The sequence below is a fragment of the Xanthomonas sp. D-109 genome (genome assembly GCF_017746095.1).
GTDB lineage: Bacteria > Pseudomonadota > Gammaproteobacteria > Xanthomonadales > Xanthomonadaceae > Xanthomonas_A > Xanthomonas_A sacchari.
Genome location: NZ_JAGHWV010000011.1, coordinates 114,069 through 140,645 on the forward strand (window position 1 = coordinate 114,069; position 26,577 = coordinate 140,645).

At 67.9% G+C, this 26,577-nt stretch carries 26 protein-coding genes and 1 tRNA gene; 8 read left to right on the top strand and 19 right to left on the bottom strand.

Features of this window, described 5'->3' with window-relative positions; all coding sequences use genetic code 11:
- Window positions 1–146: 146 nt before the first annotated feature.
- From J7357_RS11965 to J7357_RS11975, 3 genes are all read right to left on the bottom strand, one after another.
- Entirely contained in the window at window positions 147–941 is a 795-nt protein-coding gene (locus tag J7357_RS11965) for an SDR family oxidoreductase (RefSeq protein ID WP_209246691.1), read from the bottom strand.
- A gap of 348 nt (window positions 942–1,289) precedes the next feature.
- The gene (locus J7357_RS11970) at window positions 1,290–2,279 is read right to left on the bottom strand and encodes a DedA family protein/thiosulfate sulfurtransferase GlpE (protein ID WP_209246693.1); all 990 of its coding nucleotides are present in this window, start codon (window positions 2,277–2,279) and stop codon (window positions 1,290–1,292) included.
- A gap of 141 nt (window positions 2,280–2,420) precedes the next feature.
- Window positions 2,421–3,356 carry a LysR substrate-binding domain-containing protein gene (locus J7357_RS11975; protein ID WP_209246695.1) on the bottom strand — a complete coding sequence of 312 codons (936 nt, stop codon included), beginning with the start codon at window positions 3,354–3,356 and terminating at the stop codon, window positions 2,421–2,423.
- A gap of 149 nt (window positions 3,357–3,505) precedes the next feature.
- Here J7357_RS11975 and J7357_RS11980 point away from each other — a divergent pair, with 149 nt between their 5' ends.
- The 5 genes from J7357_RS11980 to J7357_RS12000 all read left to right on the top strand — a co-directional run bounded on the left by J7357_RS11980 (window position 3,506) and on the right by J7357_RS12000 (window position 9,051).
- The gene (locus tag J7357_RS11980; protein ID WP_209246697.1) at window positions 3,506–4,207 is read left to right on the top strand and encodes a pirin family protein; all 702 of its coding nucleotides are present in this window, start codon (window positions 3,506–3,508) and stop codon (window positions 4,205–4,207) included.
- A 235-nt stretch (window positions 4,208–4,442) separates the two neighbouring features.
- Window positions 4,443–6,578 (top strand): glycogen debranching protein GlgX, encoded by a 2,136-nt coding sequence (gene glgX, locus J7357_RS11985; protein ID WP_209246700.1) that lies wholly within the window; start codon window positions 4,443–4,445, stop codon window positions 6,576–6,578.
- Between the two features lie 338 nt (window positions 6,579–6,916).
- Window positions 6,917–7,468: a CPBP family intramembrane glutamic endopeptidase gene (locus J7357_RS11990; RefSeq protein ID WP_209246997.1), complete on the top strand. Its 552-nt coding sequence runs from the start codon at window positions 6,917–6,919 to the stop codon at window positions 7,466–7,468.
- 287 nt (window positions 7,469–7,755) lie between these two features.
- Entirely contained in the window at window positions 7,756–7,926 is a 171-nt protein-coding gene (locus J7357_RS11995; protein WP_017914264.1) for a CsbD family protein, read from the top strand.
- A gap of 564 nt (window positions 7,927–8,490) precedes the next feature.
- On the top strand, window positions 8,491–9,051 hold the full coding sequence (locus J7357_RS12000) for a hypothetical protein (protein ID WP_244667463.1): 561 nt from the start codon (window positions 8,491–8,493) through the stop codon (window positions 9,049–9,051).
- A 188-nt stretch (window positions 9,052–9,239) separates the two neighbouring features.
- Here J7357_RS12000 and J7357_RS12005 read toward each other — a convergent pair whose 3' ends face one another.
- Together J7357_RS12005 and J7357_RS12010 are read right to left on the bottom strand one after the other, a co-directional pair.
- Entirely contained in the window at window positions 9,240–9,749 is a 510-nt protein-coding gene (locus J7357_RS12005) for a hypothetical protein (protein ID WP_343237410.1), read from the bottom strand.
- Window positions 9,750–9,774: 25 nt separating this feature from the next.
- Window positions 9,775–10,059, bottom strand: coding sequence for a hypothetical protein (locus J7357_RS12010; RefSeq protein ID WP_209246702.1), 285 nt, complete (start codon window positions 10,057–10,059; stop codon window positions 9,775–9,777).
- Between the two features lie 203 nt (window positions 10,060–10,262).
- Between J7357_RS12010 and J7357_RS12015 the strand changes: the two genes are divergently transcribed.
- Window positions 10,263–10,472, top strand: coding sequence for a hypothetical protein (locus J7357_RS12015; RefSeq protein WP_209246704.1), 210 nt, complete (start codon window positions 10,263–10,265; stop codon window positions 10,470–10,472).
- Between the two features lie 155 nt (window positions 10,473–10,627).
- On the opposite strand, the gene J7357_RS12020 is transcribed toward J7357_RS12015, so the two are convergent.
- From J7357_RS12020 to rlmE, 14 genes are all read right to left on the bottom strand, one after another.
- Window positions 10,628–10,720: transfer RNA gene (locus tag J7357_RS12020), tRNA-Ser, on the bottom strand.
- An 81-nt stretch (window positions 10,721–10,801) separates the two neighbouring features.
- Window positions 10,802–11,014 carry a carbon storage regulator CsrA gene (csrA, locus tag J7357_RS12025; protein WP_010341308.1) on the bottom strand — a complete coding sequence of 71 codons (213 nt, stop codon included), beginning with the start codon at window positions 11,012–11,014 and terminating at the stop codon, window positions 10,802–10,804.
- 136 nt (window positions 11,015–11,150) lie between these two features.
- Window positions 11,151–13,802: an alanine--tRNA ligase gene (gene alaS / locus J7357_RS12030; protein ID WP_209246706.1), complete on the bottom strand. Its 2,652-nt coding sequence runs from the start codon at window positions 13,800–13,802 to the stop codon at window positions 11,151–11,153.
- Between the two features lie 106 nt (window positions 13,803–13,908).
- A complete protein-coding gene (gene recX, locus J7357_RS12035; RefSeq protein ID WP_209246708.1) occupies window positions 13,909–14,403 on the bottom strand; it encodes a recombination regulator RecX in 495 nt (164 codons plus the stop codon).
- 117 nt (window positions 14,404–14,520) lie between these two features.
- Window positions 14,521–15,558 (bottom strand): recombinase RecA, encoded by a 1,038-nt coding sequence (gene recA / locus J7357_RS12040; protein WP_209246710.1) that lies wholly within the window; start codon window positions 15,556–15,558, stop codon window positions 14,521–14,523.
- 199 nt (window positions 15,559–15,757) lie between these two features.
- A complete protein-coding gene (gene lexA / locus J7357_RS12045; RefSeq protein WP_209246712.1) occupies window positions 15,758–16,393 on the bottom strand; it encodes a transcriptional repressor LexA in 636 nt (211 codons plus the stop codon).
- Window positions 16,394–16,720: 327 nt separating this feature from the next.
- Window positions 16,721–18,397, bottom strand: a complete 1,677-nt coding sequence (gene ubiB, locus J7357_RS12050; protein ID WP_209230265.1) for a 2-polyprenylphenol 6-hydroxylase — start codon at window positions 18,395–18,397, stop codon at window positions 16,721–16,723.
- Between the two features lie 34 nt (window positions 18,398–18,431).
- Window positions 18,432–18,926 carry a nicotinamide-nucleotide amidohydrolase family protein gene (locus tag J7357_RS12055; RefSeq protein WP_209029083.1) on the bottom strand — a complete coding sequence of 165 codons (495 nt, stop codon included), beginning with the start codon at window positions 18,924–18,926 and terminating at the stop codon, window positions 18,432–18,434.
- 159 nt (window positions 18,927–19,085) lie between these two features.
- Window positions 19,086–20,411, bottom strand: a complete 1,326-nt coding sequence (gene hflX / locus J7357_RS12060; RefSeq protein ID WP_010341315.1) for a ribosome rescue GTPase HflX — start codon at window positions 20,409–20,411, stop codon at window positions 19,086–19,088.
- Between the two features lie 26 nt (window positions 20,412–20,437).
- Entirely contained in the window at window positions 20,438–20,713 is a 276-nt protein-coding gene (gene hfq / locus J7357_RS12065; protein ID WP_010341316.1) for an RNA chaperone Hfq, read from the bottom strand.
- A 119-nt stretch (window positions 20,714–20,832) separates the two neighbouring features.
- Window positions 20,833–21,783 carry a tRNA (adenosine(37)-N6)-dimethylallyltransferase MiaA gene (gene miaA / locus J7357_RS12070; protein WP_209246714.1) on the bottom strand — a complete coding sequence of 317 codons (951 nt, stop codon included), beginning with the start codon at window positions 21,781–21,783 and terminating at the stop codon, window positions 20,833–20,835.
- Window positions 21,783–22,688 carry a dihydropteroate synthase gene (gene folP / locus J7357_RS12075; RefSeq protein WP_209247003.1) on the bottom strand — a complete coding sequence of 302 codons (906 nt, stop codon included), beginning with the start codon at window positions 22,686–22,688 and terminating at the stop codon, window positions 21,783–21,785. The genes miaA and folP overlap by 1 nt, the downstream gene beginning before the upstream one ends.
- Window positions 22,689–22,956: 268 nt before the next feature.
- Window positions 22,957–24,891: an ATP-dependent zinc metalloprotease FtsH gene (ftsH, locus tag J7357_RS12080; RefSeq protein WP_209246716.1), complete on the bottom strand. Its 1,935-nt coding sequence runs from the start codon at window positions 24,889–24,891 to the stop codon at window positions 22,957–22,959.
- Window positions 24,892–24,962: 71 nt separating this feature from the next.
- Window positions 24,963–25,595 (bottom strand): 23S rRNA (uridine(2552)-2'-O)-methyltransferase RlmE, encoded by a 633-nt coding sequence (gene rlmE / locus J7357_RS12085; RefSeq protein ID WP_010341320.1) that lies wholly within the window; start codon window positions 25,593–25,595, stop codon window positions 24,963–24,965.
- Between the two features lie 66 nt (window positions 25,596–25,661).
- Here rlmE and yhbY point away from each other — a divergent pair, with 66 nt between their 5' ends.
- Both yhbY and J7357_RS12095 read left to right on the top strand, forming a co-directional pair.
- Window positions 25,662–25,967 (top strand): ribosome assembly RNA-binding protein YhbY, encoded by a 306-nt coding sequence (gene yhbY, locus J7357_RS12090; protein WP_010341321.1) that lies wholly within the window; start codon window positions 25,662–25,664, stop codon window positions 25,965–25,967.
- A 19-nt stretch (window positions 25,968–25,986) separates the two neighbouring features.
- Window positions 25,987–26,361, top strand: a complete 375-nt coding sequence (locus J7357_RS12095) for an Mth938-like domain-containing protein (protein ID WP_209029078.1) — start codon at window positions 25,987–25,989, stop codon at window positions 26,359–26,361.
- Window positions 26,362–26,577 lie beyond the last annotated feature (216 nt).

Consider the following 26,577-nt stretch of genomic DNA (forward strand, 5'->3'; position numbering starts at 1 on the left):
CTCTCCGGGCGCACCAGTCAGATCAAAAACGACAAGCCAGCGCTTGTCGTTTTTTTTGCCTGCGCGGCGGCGATTGCATGCCGCGCGCAACTGCGAACGATGCCTGCCGCCGGCCTCGCCTGCGCGACCGACGAGGCCACACCTACTCAGGCGATGGTGTCCACCACGCCGCCATCGACGCGCAGCGCCGCACCGGTGGTGGCGGACGCCTGCGGCGACGCGACGTAGACGCACAGATTGGCGACCTCCTCCACCGTCGCGGCGCGGCGGATGATCGAGCTGGCGCGATGCGCCTTGACGAAATCGGCGGCGACCTCCTCCAGCGGCTTGCCGGACTGCTCCACCTGCTCGGACAACATGGCGGCGACGCCTTCGGTCAGCGTCGGCCCCGGCAGGATCGCATTCACGGTGACGCCGGTGCCGGCCATGCGCTTGGCCAAGCCGCGCGACAGGGCGAGATCGGCGGTCTTGGTCACGCCGTAGTGAATCATCTCGACCGGGATATTGAGTCCGGACTCCGACGAGACGAACAGCACGCGCCCCCAGCCCTTGTCCGCCATTCCTTGCAGATACGCGCGAGACAGGCGCACGCCGGACATCACGTTGACGGCCAGGAAGCGCTCCCACTCCGCGTCGGGCGTCTCGAAGAAGTCCTGCATCCCGAAGATGCCGGCATTGTTGACCAGGATATCGACCGCAGGAAGCGCCGCGACGATCGCATCGCAGCCGGCTGCGGTCGCCACGTCGCCCACCACGGCGCGCACGCTGGCGGCCGGGAGGTCGCGCTTGAGCGCCGCGACGGCGGCCTCGGTACGGGCCTGGTCGCGACCGTTCAGCGCGACCTCGGCGCCCGCCGCGGCCATGCCCTTGGCGATGCCGAAGCCGATGCCCGCGGTGGAACCGGTGACGAGGGCGGTTTTCCCGGATAGATCGATGTTCATGGCTGTCTCCGTGCAGGGTGAGGATGAGGATTCGCTTCGGCGCGGCCTTGCGGGATCGCCGCCGACAGGCGCTTGCCGGACCGGTGGTGTCATCGACGGAATCATGGACGCATCCGCCGGCAAGCAAGTGAACGAGACCCAGGCAGGACGTCCGCTCGACGTCGCCACGCCGTCGGGATGCGGGCGATGCAGGCGGAAGAATCGAGCGCGCTGGAGCGGGACGCGCGCCCTGCCTACCTACCCACCTACAGACGACGCACTCGCCGCCATCAGTGGAGGCGTGGAGGCGCATGCGTCGCCTGTAAGTCGTGACGTCGCCGGGACGCATGACGTTCCCGCCACGGCGACTCACGCCGCGATCGTGTCGCCCTTCGGCGGCGGCGCGACTGCAGCCGCCGCGTCCAGCGCGACCAGCGGATGGCCCGCCGCACGCCACGCATCCAGCCCACCGCGCAGCGGCAGCACGTCCTCGAACGCGTGCTGGCGCAGGCGCTTGGCCAGGATCGCGGCCGAGACCTCGTTCGGGCAGGCGCAGTAGATGACGATCCTGCGGTCGCGCGGCAAGCGCGCGACGAGCGCGTCGACCTGGCGATCGTCCACTTCCAGCGCACCGGGAATGGCGAACGGCTCCAGCGCGCGGTAGCCGGGAGCGCGAATGTCCAGCAGCAGCGGCGGCGTCTCGCCCTGCAGCAGCGCGTGCAGTTCGTCGACGTCGATGCGCCGCATCTCCATCGCCTTGCGCAGCGAGTGCCGGCGCCAGGCGCGGTAGCCGACGTACAGCGCCAGCAGGCCGGCCAGCAGCAGCGCCGCGCGCCTGCCGAGCAGGCTCAGCCAGTCCAGCAAGTCCTGCACCTGGTCGGCGAAGCACAGGCCCAGCAACAACCCGACGCCGGCCCACAAGGCCGCGCCCAGCGTGTCGTAGCGCAGGAAGGCCACCGGACGCACGCGCATCGCGCCGGCCATCGGCACCGACACCATCGACAGGCCCGGCACGAACTTGGCCACCGCCAGCACGCGCACGCCCCAGCGCGCATAGAAGCGTTCGGTGCGCTTCATGCAGGTGTCGCGCGACAGCGACAGCCGGCACAGCGACTGCAGGGTGCGATTGCCGTAGCGGCGGCCGGCACCGAACCACAGCAGATCGCCGACCAGGCTCGCCGCGATCGACACCGACAAGGCGCCGAGCAGCGCACTCCACATCGCCGCGCCATCGAGCAGCGCATAGGTCGCCCCGACCAGGATCAACGTGGGCAGCGCCGGTACCGGCAGGCCCAGCGACAAGGCCAGGACGTTGACGAAGACCAGCCCGAGTCCGTAGCGCGCAATCAGGTCCTGCATGGCGTGGCGGGCGGAAAGAAGAGGATGCCGCGCATTATCCTCCCGTCGCCCACCGCGCGCGCAGGAAGCAGGGCATCACCGGCGGAACAGACCCATCCATCGTCGCCCTGCAGCACGCCTCGCCGGTGTCCCCGACGCGCCTCACACCCCCTCGTCCAGCCGCGCCGCCATCTGCGCCAGCCATGCCGCGAACACGCCCGGCTGGCGCATGCGCGCGCGCCACCAGGCCAGCGCCGCGCCCTCCTCGCCGCTGCGCCAGGCCAGCTGGAACACCTCGTCCGGCTTCGGCTCCTCCACGGCCTTGCGCACCAGCGTGCCACGCGCCAGCGCCGCGCGCGCATACGGCTCGGGCAGGAAGCCGAAGCCGAGTCCGGCCAGTTGCAGCCGATACTTGCTGCGCATGTCCGGCACGGTCAGCGCGTCCTGGCCGAACAGCAGCCCGACCGTGCGCGGCAGCAGCCGCCGTGCCGAATCCGCCACCGCAATCGCACGATGCGCGCTCAACTGGCTGCGGCTGAGCGGTTCCGGTGCCTGCGCCAGCGGGTGCCCGGGCGCGACTGCGAACACGAACGGCAGCGTGCCGAGCGGCTCGGCCACGTAGCCGCCGCCACTGGGCCCTGCGCCGGCCGCCCCGACCAGCAGATCCACCCGCCGGTCCAGCAGCGCCTCCCAGGTGCCGGACAATGATTCCTGCACCACCCGCAGCCGGGTGCGATCGGCGACCGCGTAGAACGCCGCCATGTCCTGCGCCAGGCATTCCGGCGCGAACACCGCATCCAGGCCCAGCGCGAACTCGGTCTCCCAGCCCGAAGCGACGCGGCGCACGCGCAGTTCCAGATCGCCAGCGGCGCGCAGCAGGTGGCGGCCTTCGCGCAGCAGTTCGGCCCCCGCGGCGGTCGGCACCGCCTTCGGCCCGATCCGCTCGAACAGTTGCACGCCCAGATCCTCCTCCAGCTTGGCGACGGTGTAGGAGATGGTCGACGGCACCTTGTGCAGCGCCTTGCCGGCGGCCGAGAACGAGCCGCGACGGTCGATGGCGTCGAGGATCTGCAGGGCGTCGAGGCTGAGCTTGAGCATTCGAATTTTTCGATGATGGATGCCGAATCTATCCGTTTTTCAAACCCGGCGACAGCACCGATACTTGTTTCCAAGCTGAAGCGCACGCGAAACCAACCCGACCGGCGCTTTCGATCCACTTGCACATCAACGCCACCAAGGAGCCTCCCATGCTGCAGATCCGCCCCGCCAATACCCGTGGCCGCGCCGAACACGGCTGGCTGTCCTCGCGCCACACCTTCTCCTTCGGCCACTACCACGACCCGCGCCACATGGGCTTTGGGCCGCTGCGGGTGATCAACGAGGATCGCGTGCAGCCGGGCCAGGGCTTCGGCACCCACGCCCATCGCGACATGGAGATCCTGTCCTACGTGATCGAGGGCGCGCTGGAGCACAAGGACAGCATGGGCAACGGCTCGGTGCTGCGCTACGGCGACGTGCAGCGCATGAGCGCCGGCTCCGGGGTCACCCACAGCGAGTTCAACCACTCCGCCAGCGAGCCGGTGCACTTCCTGCAGATCTGGGTGATGCCCGAGCGCGCCGGGATCGCGCCGGGCTACGAGGAGAAGCACTTCGCCCCGGACAGCAAGCGCGGTCAGCTGCGGTTGATCGCCGCTCCGCAGGGCGAGGACGGTGCGGTGCGCATCCACCAGGACGCGCGCATCTACGCCTCGATCCTCGACGGCGATGCACGCCTGGACTATCCGCTGGCGGTCGGGCGCGGCGCCTATGTACAGGTGGTGCGCGGCACGCTGAGCGTCAACGGCCAGACCCTGCAGGCCGGCGACGCGATCCAGGCGATCGACGAGGCCAGCCTGCAGTTCGCCGACGCCCAGGACAGCGAGTTCCTGCTGTTCGACCTGCCGCGCTGAGCGCGTCAGGCCAAGTCGCGCCCGGACCGTCCCGGACCGGGCGACGGGTCGCGCGCTACCCGCCCACGTGGCGGCGCCATGGCGTCGCCGCGTGGGTCGCTGCATCGGCTGCAGGTCGCGCCACCCGTGTCCTCACGCCATCCTCGGCACCCCGTAACGCGTCCTGCACGGCCTCCGCGGCAATGCTTCCGCTCTCCCTCCCCTACTGCCGGCGTTCCGGCCGAGAGCCTGCCCGATGCGCCACCCCACCAGCGTCGCCTATGCCACTCCCTCGCGCATCCGCGAAGGGCGTCCCTTCCCCCGCGGCGCCGTGTTCGACGGCCAAGGCACCAACTTCGCGCTGTTTTCGGCGCACGCCACCCGCGTGGAGCTGTGCCTGTTCGACGAAGACGGGACCGAGACCCGACTGGATCTGCCCGAATACACCAACGAAATCTGGCACGGCTACCTGCCCGACGTGAAGCCGGGCCAGCGCTACGGCTATCGCGTGCACGGCCCCTACGCGCCCAGCGAAGGCCACCGCTTCAACCCCAACAAGCTGCTGCTCGATCCCTATGCGCGCGAGCTCGAGGGCGACCTTATCTGGGCCGACGAGCTGTACGGCTACACCGTCGGCCATGCGGACGGCGACCTGAGCTTCGACGAGCGCGACAGCGCACCGTTCATGCCCAAGTGCGTGGTGGTCGAGGACACCTATGACTGGGAGGACGACAAGCGCCTGCTCACGCCATGGAACCAGACCCTGGTCTACGAGACCCACGTGCGCGGCTACACCATGCGTCACCCGCAGGTGCCGGAGGAACTGCGCGGCACCTGCGCCGGACTGGCCCAGGAGCCGGTGCTGCGCTACATCAAGGAGCTGGGCGTCAGCGCGGTGGAGCTGCTGCCGGTGCACGCCTACCTCGACGACCAGCACCTGCTCGACAAGGATCTGCGCAACTATTGGGGCTACAACACGCTCGGCTTCTTCGCGATCAAGTCGCGCTACCTGGCCAGCGGCCACCGCGACGAGTTCCGCGACATGGTCAAGGCCATGCATCGCCAGGGCCTGGAGGTCATCCTCGACGTCGTCTACAACCACACCGCCGAAGGCAGCGAGCTGGGCCCGACCCTGTCCTTCCGCGGCATCGACAACGCCAGCTACTACCGCCTGGCCGAGGACAAGCGCTACTACATCAACGACACCGGCACCGGCAATACGCTCAACCTGAGCAACTCGCGGGTGATCCAGTTCGTCAACGACTCGCTGCGCTATTGGGCCGGCGAGATGCACGTGGACGGTTTCCGCTTCGACCTGGCCACCATCCTCGGCCGCGAGCCCACCGGCTTCGACCAGCGCGGCGGCTTCCTCGACGCGTGCAACCAGGATCCGCTGCTGTCGCAGGTCAAGCTGATCGCCGAACCGTGGGACTGCGGCCCCGGCGGCTATCAGGTCGGCCACTTCCCGCCGGGCTGGTCGGAGTGGAACGACAAGTTCCGCGACAACGCCCGCGCGTTCTGGAAGGGCGACGAGGGCAAGCTCGCCGAGTTCGCCACGCGCTTCACCGGCTCGGCCGATCTGTTCGACCGGCGCGGGCGCCGGCCGTGGGCCTCGGTGAACTTCATCACCGCGCACGACGGCTTCACCCTGCACGACCTGGTCAGCTACAACGGCAAGCACAACGACGCCAATGGCGAGGACAACCGCGACGGCTCCGACCACGACAGCTCCTGCAACTACGGCGTCGAAGGCGAGACCGACGACGCCGGCATCCTGCAGTTGCGCGAGCGGCAGATGAAGAACCTGCTGGCGACCCTGCTGCTGTCGCAGGGCACGCCGATGCTGCTGGCCGGCGACGAGCGCGCACAGACCCAGGGCGGCAACAACAACACCTATTGCCAGGACAACGAGATAACCTGGATCGACTGGGAGCGCGACCCGACCGAGGGCCGCCTCACCGCCTTCGTCAAGGCGCTGAGCGCGCTGCGCCAGCGCTACCCGATCCTGACCCGTGGCCGCTTCCTCAACGGCCAGTACAACGAAGAAGCCGGCGTTCGCGACCTCACCTGGCTCAACCCGGGCGGCACCGAGATGGACGATGCGCACTGGACCGATGCCAGCGCACGCTCGGTCGGCCTGTTGCTGGAAGGCAAAGCGCAGACCTCCGGCGTCAAGGAACTGGCCAACGACCATACCTTGCTGATTGTCATCAACGCCTACCACGAGGGCGTGAGCTTCGTGCTGCCGTCCTCGGAAGAGGAACTGCACTGGAAGCTGGTGCTGTCCACCGACGATGCGCTGCAGGTCGACAGCATGCCGGCCGGTGCCAGCGAGTTCCTGGCGCCGCCGCGCAGCGTCAGCGTGTTCGAGTGCCAGACGGCGGCCGCATAGTCGCCATCCGCCGCTTCGGATTGCACGCGGACTGAAAGCGTCCGCGCCTGCATTGCGTCGCCAGCGCTTAGCGCTGGCGACGCGCACGATGCTCGTATCTGCACGCTCGACGCGCCGCACTGCATTGGTCTACATGGCCTTTGGCACAGTGCTCGATGGCGCAGGCTCGCTAGGCTGAGTGCCCGCTTCCTTTCAGGTCAGGCATGCAGCACTCCGCGCAAGGCAACACCCACGCCGCGTCCAACACCTCCTTCATGCGCCACCCGCTGCTGCGCATCGCGCTCAGCGCCGCGATCCTCGCGCTGGCGTCGTATGCATGGCTCCCGTTTCCGTGGCGCATGCCCGTGGTCGGCCTGATAGGTCTCTCCTTGGTATGGATCGAAACGCGCTCCTCCTTCGCATGCGGCGTGGCGCGCCCTCGTCCGGCGTCCGTGATCGGCTGGACCGCGCTGCTGGTGCTGTTGACCGTGGGCTTCATCACGCCGGTACTGCAACCGCTGATCGACACCATCATCGGCCACAAGACCGACTACAGCGCCTACGGCGCGCTCAAGGGCAACCTCCAGGCGACGACCCACCTGATCGGCGCGGCGTGGCTGAGCGCGGCGCTCGGCGAAGAACTGGTGTTCCGCGCCTTCCTCATGCACCAGCTCGATGCGCTGCTGGGGCGCCTGCGCGGCGGCCACTGGATCGCCGCGCTGGCCGGTGGCGTGGTGTTCGGCCTGATGCACGCCGCGCAAGGTGCGTCCGGCATCCTGCTGACCGGCGTGGTCGGCACGATGTTCGGCTATGCCTATCTGCGCTCCAGGCGCAACCTGTGGGCGATGATCCTCGCGCATGGCCTGATCGACACCTGGGGCGTGACCACCCTGTATCTGGGCTGGTACTGAGCGCGCAGCGCGGTCGAGGGTCGCCACTCGGCGCACCCCTGCGGACCACGCCGTCGCCGCCAGCAGACAGACGAAGGACATGTCGCGGTGCTCGGGTTCCCGCTGTAAAAGCACCAAGCGCGCCCAGCCCGAACGGGACGCGCGATCGCCGCTACAGGCTTCGGCATACAACCCGTCCGCTACCTAAATGGTCGAGCGCACGTCCGCGCAATTTTCACTTGCACGCCACCGGCCCGCGCGCAGTTTGGCGATGCCCACTTGAGGGCATCCCTACTGCGGAGTCAACGATGGACAAGAATCGCACCGAAGGCGCCAAGAACCAGATCAAGGGCACCATCAAGGAAGTCGCCGGCAAGGTCACCGGCAACAAGCTGAAGGAAGTCGAAGGCAAGATGCAGAAGAACGCCGGCAAGGTACAGAGCGAAGTGGGCAAGGCGCGCGACCACGCGCGCGGCTGAGTTCCAGGTTCTCGTGCTCCCCTGCCGCCAATGGCCGGGGAGCTGTTGCGAGCGGCTTGCACTGCGTCGACTCGCTGTCGATTCGCCTGACGCGCTAGAGCCAGAGTCATACAAGCCTCTGAAATGACCTATGGACGGACTGGCGTACGAAACGCGGGCAGCTTCAACACGCTGCCACAACGCCAGTCAGCGACACCAAAGCGATCCAACGCGACACGTCCCGAAGTGGCTTGCCGAAACAGCGCTCGTAGGCGCTTCCAAACGACACGATGCGCCGCTCATGGTGGACTCACACGAATTCGGAAGCGATCCACCACACGCCTGATCAGATCGACGCGGAAACTATTGAGAAGGCGCACCCCTAACGTCGCTTGGCGCATGCCAGTCCGGAAGCGATGGCGCTACTCCATGCGCGCCACCCTCCTGACGTTCACGTTGTGCCGGCATCGGGACAACCTCGCCCATGCACAATACACTGCGTGATCCAACAGCCCGCGAATGTGCGCAGCCGACGCACCACGAACACACCCGCGACATTGCGACCCAATTAAAGCATCGATGCACATGATCGCCTCCCCCAGAAGAGCAGCGCTATTGCTCTTCCTGCTGCTTCCTGCCGCCCAGGCCGACATGACGGCTGCGGCAACAGCTCGCGCAGCACCTGTCGAACTAGCCGAGAACGACTTTACCGTGGCAATCAACACACATGCTTTCGCCCTGGGTGAAAGCTGGAGCGACCAGGCCAGAAAGCAGGCAGGCACCCAGATCAGCGAGCGCTTTGTAGGGGATGTGCCCGCCGGGGATAGCAGCTACAAGTACTACCAGCATCGATATGCCGGATTTGACATCTATACGGCAAACCTCTCCTGGCAAAAAGAACAACGCGACATCGACAGCTACGTCATTGCGCAGATCACCATCAACGCATCCACGATCAAAACAGCCAGAGGCGTCGCGATCGGCGACACGCAGAATGTGCTGATCGACACCTATGGCCAAGGCACGACGGATGACAGCGATGGCCAGCACTGGCGCTATTATGAGACCAGCAATAAGCGCCTCTCTTTTCAGCTCGAACATGGAAGAATCATCCACATCATGATGACCCTCGACACCGACAGCTGAAGACAACGCTGTGCAATGCGCCACCGACGCCATTTCGGGCGTTAGGTAGTCGCCACCGGTGCTCGCTCGAGAAGAAACGCAGCGAAACGCGTTTCTTGCCGAAGAACACTGGTCTACCCTGCCTTTCTTGTTTGCAGATCCAGATTCGGCGGCGGGCCGCTGCGCGCCGAGCCTGTCAGGCTGCTTGGCTACGCCTTGCGAGCACGATGCAGAAAGTATCCCGCTCCAAGCAAGGCAATGAGTCCGATCATGGCACCAACCTGGCCATTCTTGCGCCGCGCCTCGAGCGCCTGCTCGGGCTTGAGGACGACGTCATCGCCCAAGCGCAGCCCCCAGATGGATCGCTTGCCGTCCGCCTCGTCGAAGGTGACGCGAACCGGTGATCCCACCTTGAGACGCCCCCACACCGCATCAATGCCAGGCAGCACACCGGAGTACTCGAATGCATCGCCGGCGGACGCAACGGTGAAGTTCACGCTTTGCAGCCGTCCCTTTCGCTGCGCTGCGTCGACCTTTTCGACCGTCCCATCGGCTTCAGCCAAATGTGTCGGCACTGCCGCAGGCCTGCTGAAAAACGTGACGGCGCTAGCGATCGTGACGCCAAGGCAAAGCAACGCGATGATGATGAAGCGGATTTTGTGTGACTGCATCTCGATACCAGAGCAAGAAGGAAACGTCGCGATCCAGCGACGACGCACATTTTTTCGTGACAGGGCATAGGAATCAATCGATGGATTGCCACCATCCCCTGCGACTCAATGACACCGTGAGCTTGCGGCCTGCATGTTCAAGCGCTTCGATCCCAATGAGGCGTCGCGTCAACCGTTGCTGAGCGAAGCCTGCAACCGCGGCACACGACGGGTGGAAGATGCGCAGCGCCAAAGCGTCGCGGGGAAACGACATGAAGCAGCACTGCAGCCCACACGTGGCCACCGTCATCGCGTGTGTCCAGACGAACTCGGAAAGCAAACGCAGTAGCGCGACCTGACTCACGACCATCGTCGACAAGGCCGCACCGCGGAGAGACGGTCGATCGATATCGGCAGGATGGGCAGTACTTCAGGGCGCGTTGGCTGCGTTACCTGGAACAGGATTTTGCCCTGCGCGATTGATGACATTGCGTGGCAGCGATCGCCCTCGCCTTCATCCTCCACGGCCCACGGCGGATGCCCACGGAAGCTTGAACGTAGCGGCACGCTCCGAGCTTCGTCATGCAACACGTCAAGGGCGCTGCGCTCGTCACCGGCTCCTTGAGCACAGACATGCGCGATACCGTCTGCTCGAACTCCTGCAAGGCACGTCAGCGCTCACGTGCCACCATGCTGACGCGCAGAGGCGAGCATGACATCGCTGCAGCAGCACGGCGCATCGCACGTCACTTCAGTGCTGAATTGAAGACCGTGCGCTCGAATTGTGCCTAACAGGTCAGCAGGAACGCGCAAACGAACGTCGTAGCGGCCGGTCTCGCCGCGCGTAAGGGAGTGCGCTACTCGCATGGAAGTGTCCAAGCGAGTGTCAAAGGTGGCGAAAAGAAAAACGCCCACAAATCGTTGATTTGCGGGCGTTTCTTTGACACTGGCGGAGTGAGAGGGATTCGAACCCTCGATAGAGCTTTTGACCCTATACTCCCTTAGCAGGGGAGCCCCTTCAGCCACTCGGGCATCACTCCGGATTTCTGCGCTGCGGATATTCCGCGACCGGGCGCGAAGAATACCGGGTTGTGGGGTCTCAGGTAAACCCTTTCGACGCATCAATCGGCAGATTGATCGCCGTGACCGCCGCCGTGGGAGTTCGGCTCGTCGCCGCGCTGGATGCGCTGGTAGATCTCTTCGCGATGCACCGCAACGTCCTTCGGCGCGGTGATGCCGATACGCACTTGATTGCCCTTGACCCCAAGCACCGTCACGGTGACCGAATCGCCGATCATCAAGGTTTCGCCTACCCGGCGAGTCAGGATCAACATGTTTAAAATTCTCCAGGGAGCCGGTGGGTCTCACCGGCACGGTGCCCGCACTGCGGGACGCCCAAATGAAAGGTGAAAAGAGGGGTGATGTTACGGGAAGCCGCGCCTTGCCAGCAAGGCGCGCGGCTTGGAGTGTTCAGGGGAGATGTTGCTTGACCCAGGCGGGGACGCCGGCGAGTGCAGGGGCAAGGGCGGGCCCGTCCTCGCCACCACCCTGGGCGAGGTCCGGGCGGCCGCCGCCCTTGCCCGAGATCTGACCGGCGATGTGGCTCAACAGTTCCCCGGCCTTGACCCGTCCCATTGGGCTGCCGTTCACGCCGGCGACCAGGGCGACCTTACCCTCGCTGGCGCCTGCCAGCACGATCACGCTGTCGCCCAGTTGCTGCTTCAGGCGGTCCATCGCCTCGCGCAGGGCCTTGGCATCGAAGCCTTCCAGCCGTACCGCCAGGACCTTCACACCGGCCACGTCGACCGCCGACCCGGCCAGATCGGCGGTGGCGCCGGAGGCCAGCTTGGCCTTCAGCGCCTCCAGTTCCCGCTCCATGCGCTTGTAGCGGTCGCCGAGCTGGCGAATCTTGTCGACCACGTCGTGGCTGTTGCCGCCCACCAGATCGGCCGCCTCGCGCAGCCGGGCCTCCTCGGCCGCCACGTAGTCCAGCGCGCCCTGCCCGGTCACCGCCTCGATGCGGCGCACACCGGCGGAGACGCCGCCCTCGCTGGTGATCTTGAACAAGCCGATGTCGCCGGTACGCCCGACATGCGTGCCGCCGCACAGTTCGGTGGAGTAATCGCCCATCTTCAGCACGCGCACGCGCTCGCCGTACTTCTCGCCGAACAGCGCCATCGCACCGAAATCCAGCGCTTCCTGCATGCCCATCTGGTGCACTTCGGCAGCGTTGTTGGCGCGGACCTGCTGGTTGACCTTGCGCTCGATCAGCGCCAGTTCCTCGGCCGCGATCGGCTGGAAGTGCGAGAAGTCGAAACGCAGGCGGTCAGGCGCCACCAGCGAGCCCTTCTGCTGGACGTGGGTGCCCAGCACCTCGCGCAGCGCCGCATGCAGCAGGTGCGTTGCCGAGTGGTTGAGGATGGTGGCGCCGCGACGCTCGGCATCGACCTGACCGGCCAGCAGGTCGCCGACCTTCAGGCTGCCTTCTTCCAGCGTGCCGACGTGGCCATGGAACTGGCCCGCGAACTTCTGCGTGTCGGTGACCGTCAGCCGGGTGCCGGCGGCGGTCAATGTGCCGAGATCGCCGACCTGTCCACCGGATTCGGCATAGAACGGGGTCTTGTCGGTCAGCACGATCACCACGTCGCCGGCCTGGGCGGATTGCACCGGGCGACCGTCCTTGAGCAGGGCGACCACGCGCAGGCCGTCGGCCTGCAGGCTGTCGTAGCCCAGGAACACGGTCGGGGCGAGGGTCGCCACCAGGTCCGCCGGCAGCTGCACGCCGCCGCCGAACTTGCCGGCTTCGCGCGCGCGCCGGCGCTGCTCGTCCATCGCCGTCTCGAAGCCCTGCTCGTCCACGCGCAGGTCGCGCTCGCGGGCGATGTCCTGGGTCAGGTCCAGCGGGAAGCCGTAGGTGTCGTACAGGCGGAAGGCGTCTTCGCCGGCAATCACTCCGCCCTGCGCCTTGGCGGCAACGTCCTCGAAGATCTTCATGCCGGCATCGAGGGTTTCGGCGAAGCGCTCCTCCTCTGCCTGCAGGGCGCGCAGCACGGTGTCCTGGGCGGCGGTCAGTTCCGGATAGGCCTCGCCCATCAGTTCCACCAGGGTCGGCACCAGCTTGCTGAAGAACGGCTGGCGCACGCCGAGCATCCAGCCATGGCGCAGGGCGCGCCGGATGATCCGGCGCAGCACGTAGCCGCGACCTTCGTTGGACGGCAGCACGCCGTCGACGATCAGGAACGCGCAGGCACGGATATGGTCGGCGATCACGCGCAGCGACTTGTTCTCCAGGTCGGCGGTGCCGGTCAGCTCGGAGGCCTTGCGGATCAGCGTCTGGAACAGGTCGATCTCGTAGTTGGTGTGCACGTGCTGCAGGATCGCCGCCAGGCGCTCCAGGCCCATGCCGGTGTCAACGCAGGGCGCCGGCAGCGGCACCAGGGTGCCGTCGGGCTGGCGGTCGAACTGCATGAACACCAGGTTCCAGATCTCGATGAAGCGATCGCCGTCCTCGTCGGGCGAGCCCGGCGGACCGCCGGCGATGTGCGCGCCGTGGTCGTAGAAGATCTCGGTGCACGGGCCGCAGGGGCCGGTATCGGCCATCTGCCAGAAGTTGTCCGAGGCGTAGGGCGCGCCCTTGTTGTCGCCGATGCGCACGATGCGCTCGGCGGGCACGCCGATCATGTCGCGCCACAAGGCGTAGGCCTCGTCGTCGGTGTGGTAGACGGTGACCAGCAGGCGCTCGGCGGGCAGCTTCCAGACCTGGGTCAGCAGTTCCCAGGCCCAGGCGATGGCGTCCTTCTTGAAGTAGTCGCCGAACGACCAGTTGCCGAGCATCTCGAAGAAGGTGTGATGGCGGGCGGTGTAGCCCACCGAATCCAGGTCGTTGTGCTTGCCGCCGGCGCGCAGGCAGCGCTGCACGTCCGCCGCGCGCACGTAGCTGCGCTTCTCGGCGCCCAGGAACACGTCCTTGAACTGCACCATGCCGGAATTGGTGAACAGCAGCGTCGGATCGTTGCCGGGCACCAGCGGTGCGGACGGCACGATGGTATGGCCCTTGCCCTTGAAGAAGTCGAGGAAGTCGCTGCGGATCTGGGAGGTGGAGAATTTGGCGGGTGCGTTCATGGGCTGGCTATAGACGAGCGGACGGGCGTCCTGGCGCTCCCACGTAGATGAGGGCGCTACGGAAACCGGACAAGACAACTCGCCAAGGGTAGCAGGCCCGGCCCGCTCAGTCCTCCGCAGCGTCGCGCACCGCGGCGCGGATGCTGTCGCCATCGAAACCGCGCCGCGCCAGCAGATCGGCGGCCTTGCGCTGCTGCGGCAGGTCCATCGCCCCGGCAGCGCCGAAGCGGCGCTGGATCAGATCGCGGGCGTTTTCGGTCCAGTCGCCTTCGAAGGCGCCCATCGCGGCAGCGATGGCCTCGCTGTCCAGACCGTGGGTGCCCAGCTCGGCACGGATGTGCAGCGGGCCATACCCTGCCCCGGCGCGACTGCGCACCAGCAGTTCGGCGAAGCGGCCATCGTCCTGCCAGCCCTCGCCGCTCAGGCGCTCCACCGCTTCCGCAGCGGCCTCGGCTTCCACGCCCCGCGCACGCAGCTTGCGGGTCAGCTCCTTGCGCGAATGCTCGCGCCGTACCAGCAGGCCCAGCGCCTTCTGCAACGGCGTCTGCTCCGGTTGCCGGCGACGCCGACGTGGTGCTTGTTGTGCCTGTTCGTCGCTCATCGGCGATGCCACCCCGATTCAAAATGCGCCGTCCCTGGCGCGCGCCCTCCTGGCTTGCTCAAGACTGCCGAGGGAGACGAGCGGCACTGACTCCACCGCTCCCCCGGCAGAAAACCATTACGCGTCTTCGTCTTCCGCCTCGGCCTCGCTCGGGGCGATTTCCGTGGGCTGGAACTTCTCGCGCAGCTCGCTTTCCAGCTTGGCCGCGACCTGCGGGTTGTCGCGCAGGTAGCCGCGGGCATTGTCCTTGCCCTGGCCGATGCGCTCGCTGCCGTAGCTGTACCAGGCACCGGCCTTCTCGACAAGCTTGGCTTCCACGCCCATGTCGATCAGTTCGCCCTCGCGGCTGATGCCTTCGCCGTAGAGGATTTCGGTGACGACCTGCTTGAACGGCGGCGCCAGCTTGTTCTTGACGACCTTGATCTTGGTCTGGTTGCCGATGATCTCGTCGCCTTTCTTGATCGCGCCGATGCGGCGGATGTCCAGGCGCACCGAGGCATAGAACTTCAGCGCGTTGCCACCGGTGGTGGTTTCCGGGCTCTGGCCCGGCATCATCACGCCGATCTTCATGCGCAACTGGTTGATGAACACCACCAGGGTGTTGGAGCGCTTGATGTTGCCGGTGAGCTTGCGCAGCGCCTGGCTCATCAGACGGGCCTGCAGGCCCGGCAACTGGTCGCCCATCTCGCCTTCGATTTCGGCCTTGGGGGTCAGCGCGGCGACCGAGTCGACCACCACGATGTCCACCGAACCCGAGCGCACCAGCATGTCGGCGATTTCCAGCGCCTGCTCGCCGGTGTCCGGCTGCGACAGCAGCAGCTCGTCGACGTTGACGCCCAGCTTGGCGGCATAGATCGGGTCCAGCGCGTGCTCGGCGTCGATGAACGCGGCGGTGCCGCCCTTCTTCTGGCATTCGGCGATGGCCTGCAGCGTCAGGGTGGTCTTGCCGGAAGATTCCGGGCCGTAGATCTCGACCACGCGGCCCTTGGGCAGGCCGCCGATGCCCAGCGCGATGTCCAGCATCAGCGAGCCGGTCGGAATCACTTCCACGGCTTCGATGACGCGATCGCCCATCCGCATCACCGAGCCCTTGCCGAACTGCTTTTCGATCTGGCTCAGGGCGGCAGCGAGCGCGCGCTTCTTGTTCTCGTCCATTGCGGTGTCCTTGGAAGGTGAGGAGGATGATTTGCGGAGTGAGGTCAATGTAAGGGCCTGGTATCGCACGGACTGAGACAGTGCGTGGCGAGATGAAAATAATTCGTCCGGACCGGGCAACGGCAGCGGCGAATGGCGATGTCCGGTGTCGGAAAAGTCCGGCCGGCACTGTAGTGCATGCCCTGCTCCACGCGCGGCATCAGTGGTTGGGGCGCAGCAGGCCGCAGTACAGGCCTTCGATGGCGAACTCCTGGTCCGGCAGCACCTCGATCGGCGCATAGTCCGGGTTGCGCGGCAGCAGGCGGATGCGGTCCTTGCCGATCTTCAGCAGCTTGACCGTGATCTCCTCGTCGATGCGCGCCACCACGATCTGCCCGGAGCGGGCATCGCGGGTGCGGTGCACGCCGATCAGGTCGCCGTCGAAGATGCCTTCGTCACGCATGGAGTCGCCCTGCACCTTCAGCAGGTAATCCGGGGCCGGCGAGAAGAACACCCGGTCCAGTACCACGAAGTCGTCGGAACCGATGTCCGCGCCGATCGGCAGGCCAGCCGCGACGCGCCCGAGCACCGGCAGGCGCAGCACGTCGGCACTGTCCACCTGCGGCGCAGGGGCCGGGGCCGCTGCCCCACGCAGCAGGCGGATGCCGCGCGCCTGCCCTGGCACACGGCGGATTGCGCCTGCCTGTTCCAGCGCTTCCAGGTGGTATTGGGCCGCTCGCACGCCCTTGAAGCCGAAGGCGCGGGCGATCTCGGTCTGCGACGGCGGCACGCCGTCGTGTTCGATGCGCTCGGCGATCAGATCGAGGATCGCCTGCTGGGTTTCGGTCAGGTCCATGGTTAGTAGTAATACTACTAAATCGGCCGGCGAGCAACTGGCGCGTGTATCCGGAGTGCCGGCGCGCTTCACTGCCGGCAGTAGCGGCCACTCCGCCGACAGCCCTGCGATGCCGTCATCGGCGAGTGCTCGGCTTCGATTCTCGCGCCCTTTTGAACCCTGCATCGCGTCAGAGCGATGTGTGCCAAGGGATTCGAATGCATCGCGTCGGGGCTGAAGCCTCTCTCACAAGAGAGCGCGTGCGCGCCGACACTCCCGTGAATCGGGACGGTGCCTGCGGACGCCGCTCCACCTTGCGGCGGACCGTCTCGAGAGCGTGCGCGCCCCTCAGCGCCCGCTGCGCCAGATCGAGAACAGGATCCACACCCCCGACAGCGCCGCGCCGACGAAGCCGCAGACGCCGATCGCCAGCAGCCAGCGGCTGGAAATGCCGCCGACGCTGTTCATCACGATCGACGAGCCGATGATCAGCGCGGCGGTGACGATGCCCATGGTCAGGCGGTTGGCGGCGCGGTTGACCTGGTCGCCGAAGCCCTTCAGCGAGCCGGTCTCCACGTTCAACTGCAGGCGCCCGCGCCGCGCCGCCTGCAGCAGCCGGCGCGTATCGCGCGGCAGGTCGCCGAGCAGTTCCAGCGCGCCCAGCACGGTGCGGCGGCCGCGCCGGGCCATCGCCCGCGGCGCGAACCGCTGCAGCATCACTCGCTCCAGGTACGGGGCGGCGGCGCCGGCCATGTCGAAGTCCGGATCGAGTTGGCGCCCGACGCCTTCCAGGGTCAGGAAGGTCTTGATCATCAGCGCCAGGTCGGCCGGCAAGGCCAGCGCGTGCTGGCGCAGCAGCGCGGTGACGTCGCCGAGCATCGCGCCGACCCGCAGATCCTTCAGCGGCACGCCGCGGTACTGGTCCACGAAGGCGGCGATTTCCAGGTGCAGGCGCGCCTCGTCGACCTCGACTTCGCCGTCGGTCCACTCCAGCAGGATGTCGGCGACCGCCTCGGCGTCCTGCGTGACCAGCCCGTGCAGCAGTTGCACCACCTGGTAGCGGCGCTGTTCGGAAATGCGCCCGACCATGCCGAAGTCGATCACCGCGATGCGCTCGCCGGGCAGGTAGAAGATGTTGCCCGGATGCGGATCGGCGTGGAAGCAGCCGTCCTCCAGCACCATCTTCAGCACGATGTCGGCCCCGGTGCGCGCCAGTTGGCGGCGGTCCAGGCCGGCGGCGTCGACCGCGGCCAGGTCGCGGCCGCCGATGCCGTCGACGAAGTCCTGCACGTTCAAGGTCTCGCAGGTCCACTGCCAGTGCACCCGCGGGATCACGATCTCGTCGTGCCCCTGGAAGTTGGCCGCGATACGCTCGGCGTTGCGGCATTCGCCGGCGAAATCCAGCTCGCGGCGCAGCGACAGGGTGAATTGCTGCACCACGGCGGCCGGGTGGTAGCGCTTGAGGTCCGGCGCACGCGCCTCGACGATCTCGGCCAGTCGCGCCAGCAGCCGCAGGTCGGCCTCGATCACCTCGCGGATGCCGGGGCGGCGCACCTTGATCACCACCGCGGTGCCGTCGTGCAGCCAGGCACGGTGGGTCTGCGCCAGCGAGGCCGCAGCCAGTGGAATTTCCTCGACTTCGGCGAAGATCGCCGTCGGCGCCTCGCCGAGCGCCTCGATCAGCTGCGGCAGGATCTGCGGATAGTCCAGCGCCGGCGCGGCGTTCTGCAGTTCGCCCAGTTCGTCGATCCACTCCGGCGGCAGCAGGTCCACGCGCGTGGCCAGCACCTGGCCGAGCTTGACGAAGGTCGGGCCAAGGTCCTGCAGGGCGCGCCGCACCCGCTGCGGCGCCGACATGCGCAGCAGTTCCTCGGCGTTGTGCCAGTGCAACAGGCGCCCGGCGCGTTCCAGCACGTCGGCCATGCCGATGCGCCGGACCACGTCGCCGAACCCGTAGCGGATCAGCACCGAGGCGATTTCCTGCAGGCGTCCCAGGTCGCGGACGGTGCTCAACGCCTCCCACATCGCGCTCATCCTCGACGCAGGCGCGCGGCCACGCTCACAACAGCGCGTCCAGGCCGCGCAGGGCCGCCGCCACGGTCTGCCGGCGCACGGCATCGCGGTCGCCCGGGAAGTGGAACAACTGCGCGCTGGCATAGCCGCCGCGACGCTTCCAGCCCAGCCAGACGCTGCCGACCGGCTTGTCCGCCGAACCGCCGCCGGGGCCGGCGATGCCGGTCACCGCGACCGCGACGCTGGCGCCGGAATTGACCAGCGCGCCGGACACCATTTCGATCACCGTCTCGCGGCTGACCGCGCCGTGGTGCTCGAGCGTCTGCGGGCGCACACCCAGCAGCGCCTGCTTGGCCTCGTAGCTGTAGGCGACGATGCCGCAGTCGAACCAGGCCGAGGACCCGGCGACGTCGGTCATCACCTTGGCGATCCAGCCGCCGCTGCAGCTTTCGGCGGTGACCAGGCGCTCGCGCGCGGTGCGCAAGCGATCGCTGAGCGCGGTGGCCTGTTGCAACAACTCCGAATCGGTGGGAAGCGTCATGGCACAGCTCGGGAAACCAGTGCGCTTTGTAGCCCAATTCGCCGTGGCTGTCGCGCTTGTGCGCGCCGACGGATGGCCGGCCGTCAGCCAACCCGGCGCAGGTCCCGCCGCCACGCCGGTCCACCAGTCGGCATCGACCGCACGACGCCGACGCGCCGCTCAGCGCTGTTGCCACTCCTCCTGCTCGCGCGGCGGCAGCAGCGCGCGGATCGGCGCGCCGTCGGCCGCGGCGGCCAGGCGCTCGGCCTCGGTGATCGGGATGTCCACCTGCAGCAGCCAGCCGTCCTCGTCGGCCTGCTCGCTGCGGATCACCTGCAACTGGTGCAGTTGCGAGCGCAGGCGCCCGGCGCTCGGCGGCAGGCGCAGGCTGCCCTGCACGTGGCGCAGGCCCAGGCGCTGGCCGAGCACGTGCTGCAGCAGGTCCAGGCCGCGGCCGTCGCGCGCGGAGATCCACACCCGCTCGCGCCGCGCCGTGTCCGGCACGCCGTCCTGCGCATCGTGACGCACCTCGGCGCCGTCGATGCGGTCGATCTTGTTGAACACCAGCAACTGCGGCAGTTCGCCGGCGCCGACCGCGTGCAGCACCTCGTCGACCTGGGCGATGCGTTCCTCGCGCAGCGGATCGGCGGCGTCGACCACGTGCAGCAGCAGATCCGCCTCGCGCGCCTCGGACAGGGTCGAGCGGAACGCCGCGACCAGTTCGTGCGGCAGGTTGCGCACGAAGCCGACGGTGTCGGCGAGCATGGCATTGCCGCCGGGCAGCGCGATGCGCCGCACGGTCGGGTCCAGGGTCGCGAACAGCTGGTCGGCGGCGTAGGCCTCGGCGCCGGTCAGGGCGTTGAACAGGGTCGACTTGCCGGCATTGGTGTAGCCCACCACCGCGATCCGCGGCAGCTCGCTGCGCACCCGCGCACGGCGCATCTGGGTGTGCTGCACCTCGACCTTCTCCAGCCGCTTCTGCAACTGCTCCACCCGCTTCTGCAGCAGGCGGCGGTCGGTTTCCAGCTGGGTTTCGCCAGGGCCGCGCAGGCCGATCGAACCGCCGCGCTGGCGCTCCAGGTGGGTCCAGCCGCGCACCAGCCGGGTGGCCATGTGCCGCAACTGGGCCAGCTCGACCTGCAGCTTGCCTTCGTGGCTGCGCGCGCGCTGGGCGAAGATGTCCAGGATCAACCCGGTGCGGTCGATCACGCGCCGCTCCAGGTACTTCTCCAGGTTGCGCTCCTGGCCGGGGCTGAGCGCGTGGTTGACCAGGACCAGATCGGCGCCGCTGGCGTCGGCGGCTGCCTTGACCTCCTCCAGCTTGCCGCTGCCGATCAGCGTCGCCGGACTCGGCTTGTCGATGCGCGCAGTGACGGTGGCGGCGATGCTGGCGCCGGCCGAGCGCGCCAGGTCGGCGAACTCCTCCAGCACATCGTCTTCCAACGGACCGCCCGCGTAGGGCTGGATCAGCAGTGCGTGTTCGCCGCGGCGGGACCGATCAAACACCCGCGGCTCCGCTCTTCACCACCGAACTACTCGACTTCGTCATCACCCGCACTGCCACCTTCGTTCTGCTGCACATAACCGCCGCCCGGCCCCACGCGCACGTTGCGCGCCGGCACCACAGTGGAAATGGCGTGTTTGTAGACCATCTGGCTGACGGTATTGCGCAGCAGGACCACGAACTGATCGAACGACTCGATCGTGCCCTGCAGCTTGATGCCGTTGACCAGATAGACCGAGACAGGGACCCGTTCGCGACGCAACGCGTTGAGGAACGGATCCTGCAAGGATTGCCCCTTGGACATGCTTGACTCCCAAATTATTGTTTTTATGGTCCGGGACGGCACCGCAGCTCCCCTGCCGTGGTCCGGAACGTCGATGTTACACAACCGCGGGCGCCAGCACAGCGCGGCCGGCCGCCGGATCAGCCGAGGAAGGCGTCCAGGGCCGCCTGCAGGCGCCCGGCGTCGTGCGCGGGGTCGAACCAGCGGGCATCCTGCTCGCCGCGCAGCCAGGTGAACTGGCGCTTGGCCAGTTGCCGGGTGGCGGCGATGGCGCGGGCGCGGAAGTCCGCCGCATCGCCGATGCCGTCCAGGTACTCCCAGGCCTGGCGGTAGCCGACCGCGCGCACCGCCGGCAGCGCCAGCGGCTGCGCCACCGCCTGCATCTGCGGCAACGCGCGCAAGACGCGCACTTCGTCGAGGAAGCCCTGCCCCAGCATCGCGTCGAAGCGGGCCTCGATGCGCCCGTGCAGCACGGCGCGCTCGGCCGGCGCCAGCACCAGCTTGAGCACCCGCAGCGGCAGCCGCGGCGGCCCCGGATCCGCCTGCCAGGCGCTGATCGGCCGGCCGCTGAGGCGGTATACCTCCAGCGCACGCTGGATGCGCTGGGCGTCGCCGGGGCGGATCCGTTGCGCCGCCAGCGGATCGATCCGCTGCAGTTCCGCGTGCAGCGCCGCCCAGCCGTCGGCCTGGGCTTGCGCGGCCAGCGCCGCGCGCAGTTGCGGGTCGGCCGCCGGCATCGGCGCCAGCCCCTCCAGCAGCGCCTGGAAGTACAGGCCGGTACCGCCGGCCAGGATCGGCAGGCGGCCGCGGGCGACGATCGCCTCCAGCGCCGCGCGGGCATCGGCGGCGAACTCGGCCGCCGAATACGTCTGCCAGGGATCGCGCAGATCCAGCAGGTGGTGCGGTACCCGCGCGCGCTCGGCCGCATCGGGCTTGGCCGCACCGATGTCCAGGCCGCGGTAGACCAGCGCCGAATCGACGCTGACGATCTCGCCGCCGCAGCGTTCGGCCAGGGCGATCGCCGCGGCGGTCTTGCCCGAGGCGGTCGGGCCCATCAGCGCGATCGCGCGCGGGCGCCGGTCGGCTGGCATCAGTCCTCGTCCGGCCAGCGCAGCGTCGCGGCGGCGGACGCGTTGGCGGCGCGCGGCAACGGCACCGCCTGCAATGCCTGCCAGACCTTCAGCGCGTCGACGGTGGCGGCGACGTCGTGCACGCGCAGCAGCGCGGCGCCCCGTTGCGCTGCCAGCAGATGCGCGGCCACCGAGCCGGCCACGCGCTGTTCCGGCGCCTCGCGCCCGGTCAACTCGCCGATGCTGCGCTTGCGCGACAACCCGGCCAGCACCGGCACGCCCAGCTCGACCAACCGCGCCAACTGCGCCAGCAACTGCAGGTTGTCGGCGGTGTTCTTGCCGAAACCGAAGCCCGGATCGACCAGGATGCGCCGTTTGTCGATGCCGGCCATCTCCGCGGCGAAGATGCGCTCGGCCAGGAACCGGTGCACCTCGCCGACCACGTCGTCGTAGCCGGGCGTAGTGCCGGCGGCATAGGCATCGGCGGGCATGTGCATCAGCACCACCGGCACCCCCAGTTCCGCGGCGGCGTCCAGCGCGCCGGGCTGGCGCAGGGCCTGCACGTCGTTGATCATGCCGGCACCGGCGGCGACCGCGGCGCGCATCACCTCCGGCTTGAAGGTGTCCACGCTCAGCGGCAGCGCCGTCTGCGCGGCCAGCCGCTCGATCACCGGGATCACCCGCCGCAGTTCCTCCTCCACCGGCACCGGGGTCGCACCCGGACGGGTCGATTCGCCGCCGATGTCCAGCAGGTCGGCGCCCTCCGCGGCCAGGCGCAGGCCGTGCGCCACCGCCGCATCCACACTGGCGTGCGCGCCGCCGTCGGAGAACGAGTCCGGGGTGACGTTGACGATGCCCATCAACCGTGGGCGATCGAGCAGCAGCCGGTGGGCGCCGCACTGCAGGCTGGGCGAGGTGTCGAACATCGGCGGGTCTCCTGATGGTGGCCGCGACAGGCGGCGAAGCGGCTCGGCGAGCGCGGCGACGATGACGCCGGCGAGCGACAGCGCCGGGCCGGACGCTGCCGCGGTGCGCAGCACGCGCGCATCGGCCGGCACGTGCCGACAACGAAGCGCGCATTGTCGCCCACCCACGCCGCGGCGACGAGCCTGGTACCGCCAGACGTATCGCCGCCCACAAAAAAGCCAGGGATCGCTCCCTGGCTTTTCGGCGATCGAAGGCTGACCGCGCGGCTTACACCTGTTCGGCGGGCCCGGCGATCGGCGGCAATGGCCGCGAATTGCCCTTGTCGTTGCCGCCGTCCTTGCCGGACCTGTTCCAGCCCATCGGCGGCGGCGGATCGCGGCCTTCCATGATCGCGTCGATCTGCGGCGCGTCGATGGTCTCGTACTGCAGCAGCAAGTGCGACATGGTGTGCAGCTTGTCGATGTTGTCGGTGAGGATCTTCTTGGCGCGATTGTAGGCGTTGTCGAGGATCTCGCGGACTTCGTCGTCGATCTTGCGCGCGGTCTCGTCGGAAACGCTCTTGTGCTGCGTGACCGAACGCCCCAGGAACACCTCGTCCTCTTCCTCGCCGTAGGCGATCGGCCCCAGCTCGTTGGACAGGCCCCACTTGGTGACCATGTTGCGCGCCATCTTGGTCGCGCGCTCGATGTCGTTGGAGGCGCCGGTGGTGACCTTGTCGGAACCGAAGATCAATTCCTCGGCGACACGGCCGCCATACAGGGTCGCCAGGCGGCTGTGCAGGCTCTCGCGGGTGGAACTGTAGCGATCGCCCTCGGGCAGGAACTGGGTGACACCCAGGGCACGGCCGCGCGGAATGATGGTGACCTTGTAGACCGGATCGTGGTCGGGCACCAGACGGCCGATGATGGCGTGCCCGGCTTCGTGATACGCGGTATTGGTCTTCTCTTCCTCGCTCATCGCCATCGAGCGGCGCTCGGCGCCCATCAGGATCTTGTCGCGGGCACGGTCGAAGTGATCCATGCGCACTTCCTTGACCGACTCGCGCGCGGCGAACAGGGCCGCCTCGTTGCACAGGTTGGCCAGGTCCGCACCGGAGAAGCCCGGCGTGCCGCGTGCGATCACCATCGGCTCGATGTCGTCGGCCAGCGGCAGCTTGCGCATGTGCACCTTGAGGATCTGCTCGCGGCCGCGCACGTCCGGCAGGCCCACCACGACCTGGCGGTCGAAGCGGCCCGGGCGCAACAGCGCCGGATCCAGCACGTCAGGCCGGTTGGTCGCGGCGATCACGATCACGCCCTCGCCGCCCTCGAAGCCGTCCATCTCCACCAGCAACTGGTTGAGGGTCTGCTCGCGCTCGTCGTGGCCGCCGCCCAGGCCGGCGCCGCGGTGGCGGCCCACCGCATCGATTTCGTCGATGAAGATGATGCACGGCGCGTGCTTCTTGGCCTGCTCGAACATGTCGCGCACGCGGCTGGCGCCGACGCCGACGAACATTTCCACGAAGTCCGAACCGGAGATGCTGAAGAACGGCACCTTGGCCTCGCCGGCGATCGCCTTGGCCAGCAGGGTCTTGCCGGTACCCGGCGGACCGACCATCAGCACGCCGCGCGGGATCTTGCCGCCGAGCTTGGTGAACTTGGTCGGGTCGCGCAGGAAGTCGACCAGCTCGCTGACCTCTTCCTTGGCCTCGTCGCAGCCGGCCACATCGCCGAAGGTGATCTTGATCTGGTCCTCGCCCTGCAGCTTGGCGCGCGACTTGCCGAAGGACATCGCGCCCTTGGCACCGCCGCCCCCGCCCTGCATCTGGCGCATGATGAACAGCCAGAAGCCGATGATCAGGATGACCGGCAGGAAGTTCAGCACCAGCGACCAGAAGCCCGGACCGTTGTCGGGCTTCTGCCGGGTGATGTCCACGTTCTTGCTGTACAGCACGTCGATCAGCTTGTCGTCGCTCGGGCCGTACACCGAGCCCTCGCTGCCGTCGGCGCGCTTGAAGCGAATCGCGTTGACCGAAAGGTTGGTGGCGTCGGTGAAATCGACCGACTTCACGCGCCCGGCATCCACGTCCTTGAGGAACTGGGAGTAGGTCACGGTGTCGACGCCCGCGCCGCCGGCCAGACGCGGCGAGAAGCTGTTGAACACCACCATCAGCACGACGGCGACGACTACCCACAACAGCAGATTCTTGGTCAAGTCGTTCATCCTCATTGGCTCCGGTGTCCCTTCAACTCTGTCTCGATGCGTGGCATTGCGGATTCAGCCTTGCGTTCAGCTTACTTGATCTGGGCGCGCTTGCCCTGTCCGAGGGCGTAGACCTCCGGCGAGCGCTTGCGCGACGCGGCCGGCTTGCGGATGGTCACCTTCTCGTAGCGGCGGCGCATGTCGCGGATGTAGTCGTCGAACCCCACGCCCTGGAACAGCTTGATCAGGAACGCGCCATTCGGCTTCAGGTGGCTGTCGGCGAACGCCATCGCCAATTCCGCCAGATGCATCATCCGCGGCTGGTCCACCGCGTCCATTCCGCTCTTATTGGGGGCCATATCCGACAGCACAAGGTCTACCGGGGTGTCGCCCAGCATGGCCTCGAACTGCGATAGCACCGTGTCTTCCCTGAAGTCACCGTGAAGGAACTCCACGCCGGCCAGCGGTGGCATCTCCAGGATGTCCAGGGCCAGCACCCGGCCGCGGTCGCCCATCGACTTGCGCACCTGCTGCGACCAGCCGCCCGGGGCGGCGCCGAGGTCGACCACCACCATGTCCGGCTTGAGCAGCCTGTCGCGCTGCAGCAGCTCCTCCAGCTTGTAGGCCGCGCGCGAGCGCATGCCTTCGGCCTGGGCCTTCTTCACGAAGGGGTCGGCGAAATGTTCGCGGAGCCAGCGTTGGCTGCTTTTGCTGCGGGTGGCCATGGACGCACGGTCGGGAGGGGCGGCCATGATACCCTGATCGCCCTTGCCAACCCTGCTCCCACCTGCATGTCGATCAGCCTGACCTCGGCCCAGAACCGCTTCCTGCGCGGCCTGGCCCACGACCTCAAACCCCTGCTGCAGATCGGCAGCAAGGGCGTCACCCCGGCCTTCCTGGCCGAACTGGACGAGGTGCTGGAGCGCCACGAACTGGTCAAGGTGAAGGTCGGCGGCGACGACCGCGAGGCCCGCGACGCCGCCATCGGCAGCCTGGTGGAGCAATCGCACAGCGTGCTGGTGCAGCGCATCGGCCATACCGCGATCCTGTATCGCCCGGCCAAGGAAGACCGGCAGATCGTGCTGCCGCGCGCCTGAGCGCGCTCCCGGTGACCCCATGCAACTGACCCAGGACCTGCCCGACTACGCCTACGCCCTGCGCATGGCCGACGGCCGCCAGGCCAAGGTGAACGACCGGCTGCTGACCCGCAGCTTCATCCTCGCCCCGGACACCCTGGTCGAGGACTGGCAGGCGCCGCTGGCCGGCGACCTGCAGCCGCAGCATCTGCAGCCGCTGCTGGACCTCAACCCGGCCCTGGTGATCCTCGGCACCGGCGAACGCCAGGTGTTTCCCGCCGCGGCGGTGATGGCGCTGTTCCTGACCCGCGGCATCGGCATCGAAGTGATGAACAACGCCGCCGCGGCGCGCACCTACAACGTGCTGGCCGCCGAAGGCCGGCGCGTGGCGGTGGGGTTCCTGCTCGAAGGCTGAGCCAGGCGTCTCTGCGGACCCGTTCCACGCCCTCCACAGACATGCACTCCCGTAGGAGCGGCTTCAGCCGCGACCTGTGACATTCGTTAGAACCCCGGTCGCGGCTGAAGCCGCTCCTACGAAAGCCGGAGATGGAGACCGGCCACACGCTGCGTCAGGGCGGCAACCCTTTGGTCGCGCCGGCGTTACTTCAGCGGCAGATACAGCAGCGGGTCG

Coding starts and splice junctions, on each gene's coding strand:
- J7357_RS12095 (WP_209029078.1), top strand. CDS start 25,987: ATGCAACTGACCCAGGACCTGCCCGACTACGCCTACGCCCTGCGCATG.
- yhbY (WP_010341321.1), top strand. CDS start 25,662: ATGTCGATCAGCCTGACCTCGGCCCAGAACCGCTTCCTGCGCGGCCTG.
- recA (WP_209246710.1), bottom strand. CDS start 15,558: ATGGACGAGAACAAGAAGCGCGCGCTCGCTGCCGCCCTGAGCCAGATC.
- J7357_RS11980 (WP_209246697.1), top strand. CDS start 3,506: ATGCTGCAGATCCGCCCCGCCAATACCCGTGGCCGCGCCGAACACGGC.
- folP (WP_209247003.1), bottom strand. CDS start 22,688: ATGTTCGACACCTCGCCCAGCCTGCAGTGCGGCGCCCACCGGCTGCTG.
- glgX (WP_209246700.1), top strand. CDS start 4,443: ATGCGCCACCCCACCAGCGTCGCCTATGCCACTCCCTCGCGCATCCGC.
- J7357_RS11975 (WP_209246695.1), bottom strand. CDS start 3,356: ATGCTCAAGCTCAGCCTCGACGCCCTGCAGATCCTCGACGCCATCGAC.
- rlmE (WP_010341320.1), bottom strand. CDS start 25,595: ATGGCCACCCGCAGCAAAAGCAGCCAACGCTGGCTCCGCGAACATTTC.
- J7357_RS11965 (WP_209246691.1), bottom strand. CDS start 941: ATGAACATCGATCTATCCGGGAAAACCGCCCTCGTCACCGGTTCCACC.
- ubiB (WP_209230265.1), bottom strand. CDS start 18,397: ATGTGGGAGGCGTTGAGCACCGTCCGCGACCTGGGACGCCTGCAGGAA.
- lexA (WP_209246712.1), bottom strand. CDS start 16,393: ATGGACCTGACCGAAACCCAGCAGGCGATCCTCGATCTGATCGCCGAG.
- J7357_RS11970 (WP_209246693.1), bottom strand. CDS start 2,279: ATGCAGGACCTGATTGCGCGCTACGGACTCGGGCTGGTCTTCGTCAAC.
- J7357_RS12000 (WP_244667463.1), top strand. CDS start 8,491: ATGATCGCCTCCCCCAGAAGAGCAGCGCTATTGCTCTTCCTGCTGCTT.
- miaA (WP_209246714.1), bottom strand. CDS start 21,783: ATGCCAGCCGACCGGCGCCCGCGCGCGATCGCGCTGATGGGCCCGACC.
- J7357_RS11995 (WP_017914264.1), top strand. CDS start 7,756: ATGGACAAGAATCGCACCGAAGGCGCCAAGAACCAGATCAAGGGCACC.
- ftsH (WP_209246716.1), bottom strand. CDS start 24,891: ATGAACGACTTGACCAAGAATCTGCTGTTGTGGGTAGTCGTCGCCGTC.
- J7357_RS12015 (WP_209246704.1), top strand. CDS start 10,263: ATGCAACACGTCAAGGGCGCTGCGCTCGTCACCGGCTCCTTGAGCACA.
- csrA (WP_010341308.1), bottom strand. CDS start 11,014: ATGTTGATCCTGACTCGCCGGGTAGGCGAAACCTTGATGATCGGCGAT.
- alaS (WP_209246706.1), bottom strand. CDS start 13,802: ATGAACGCACCCGCCAAATTCTCCACCTCCCAGATCCGCAGCGACTTC.
- hfq (WP_010341316.1), bottom strand. CDS start 20,713: ATGTCCAAGGGGCAATCCTTGCAGGATCCGTTCCTCAACGCGTTGCGT.
- J7357_RS12055 (WP_209029083.1), bottom strand. CDS start 18,926: ATGACGCTTCCCACCGATTCGGAGTTGTTGCAACAGGCCACCGCGCTC.
- recX (WP_209246708.1), bottom strand. CDS start 14,403: ATGAGCGACGAACAGGCACAACAAGCACCACGTCGGCGTCGCCGGCAA.
- J7357_RS11990 (WP_209246997.1), top strand. CDS start 6,917: ATGCCCGTGGTCGGCCTGATAGGTCTCTCCTTGGTATGGATCGAAACG.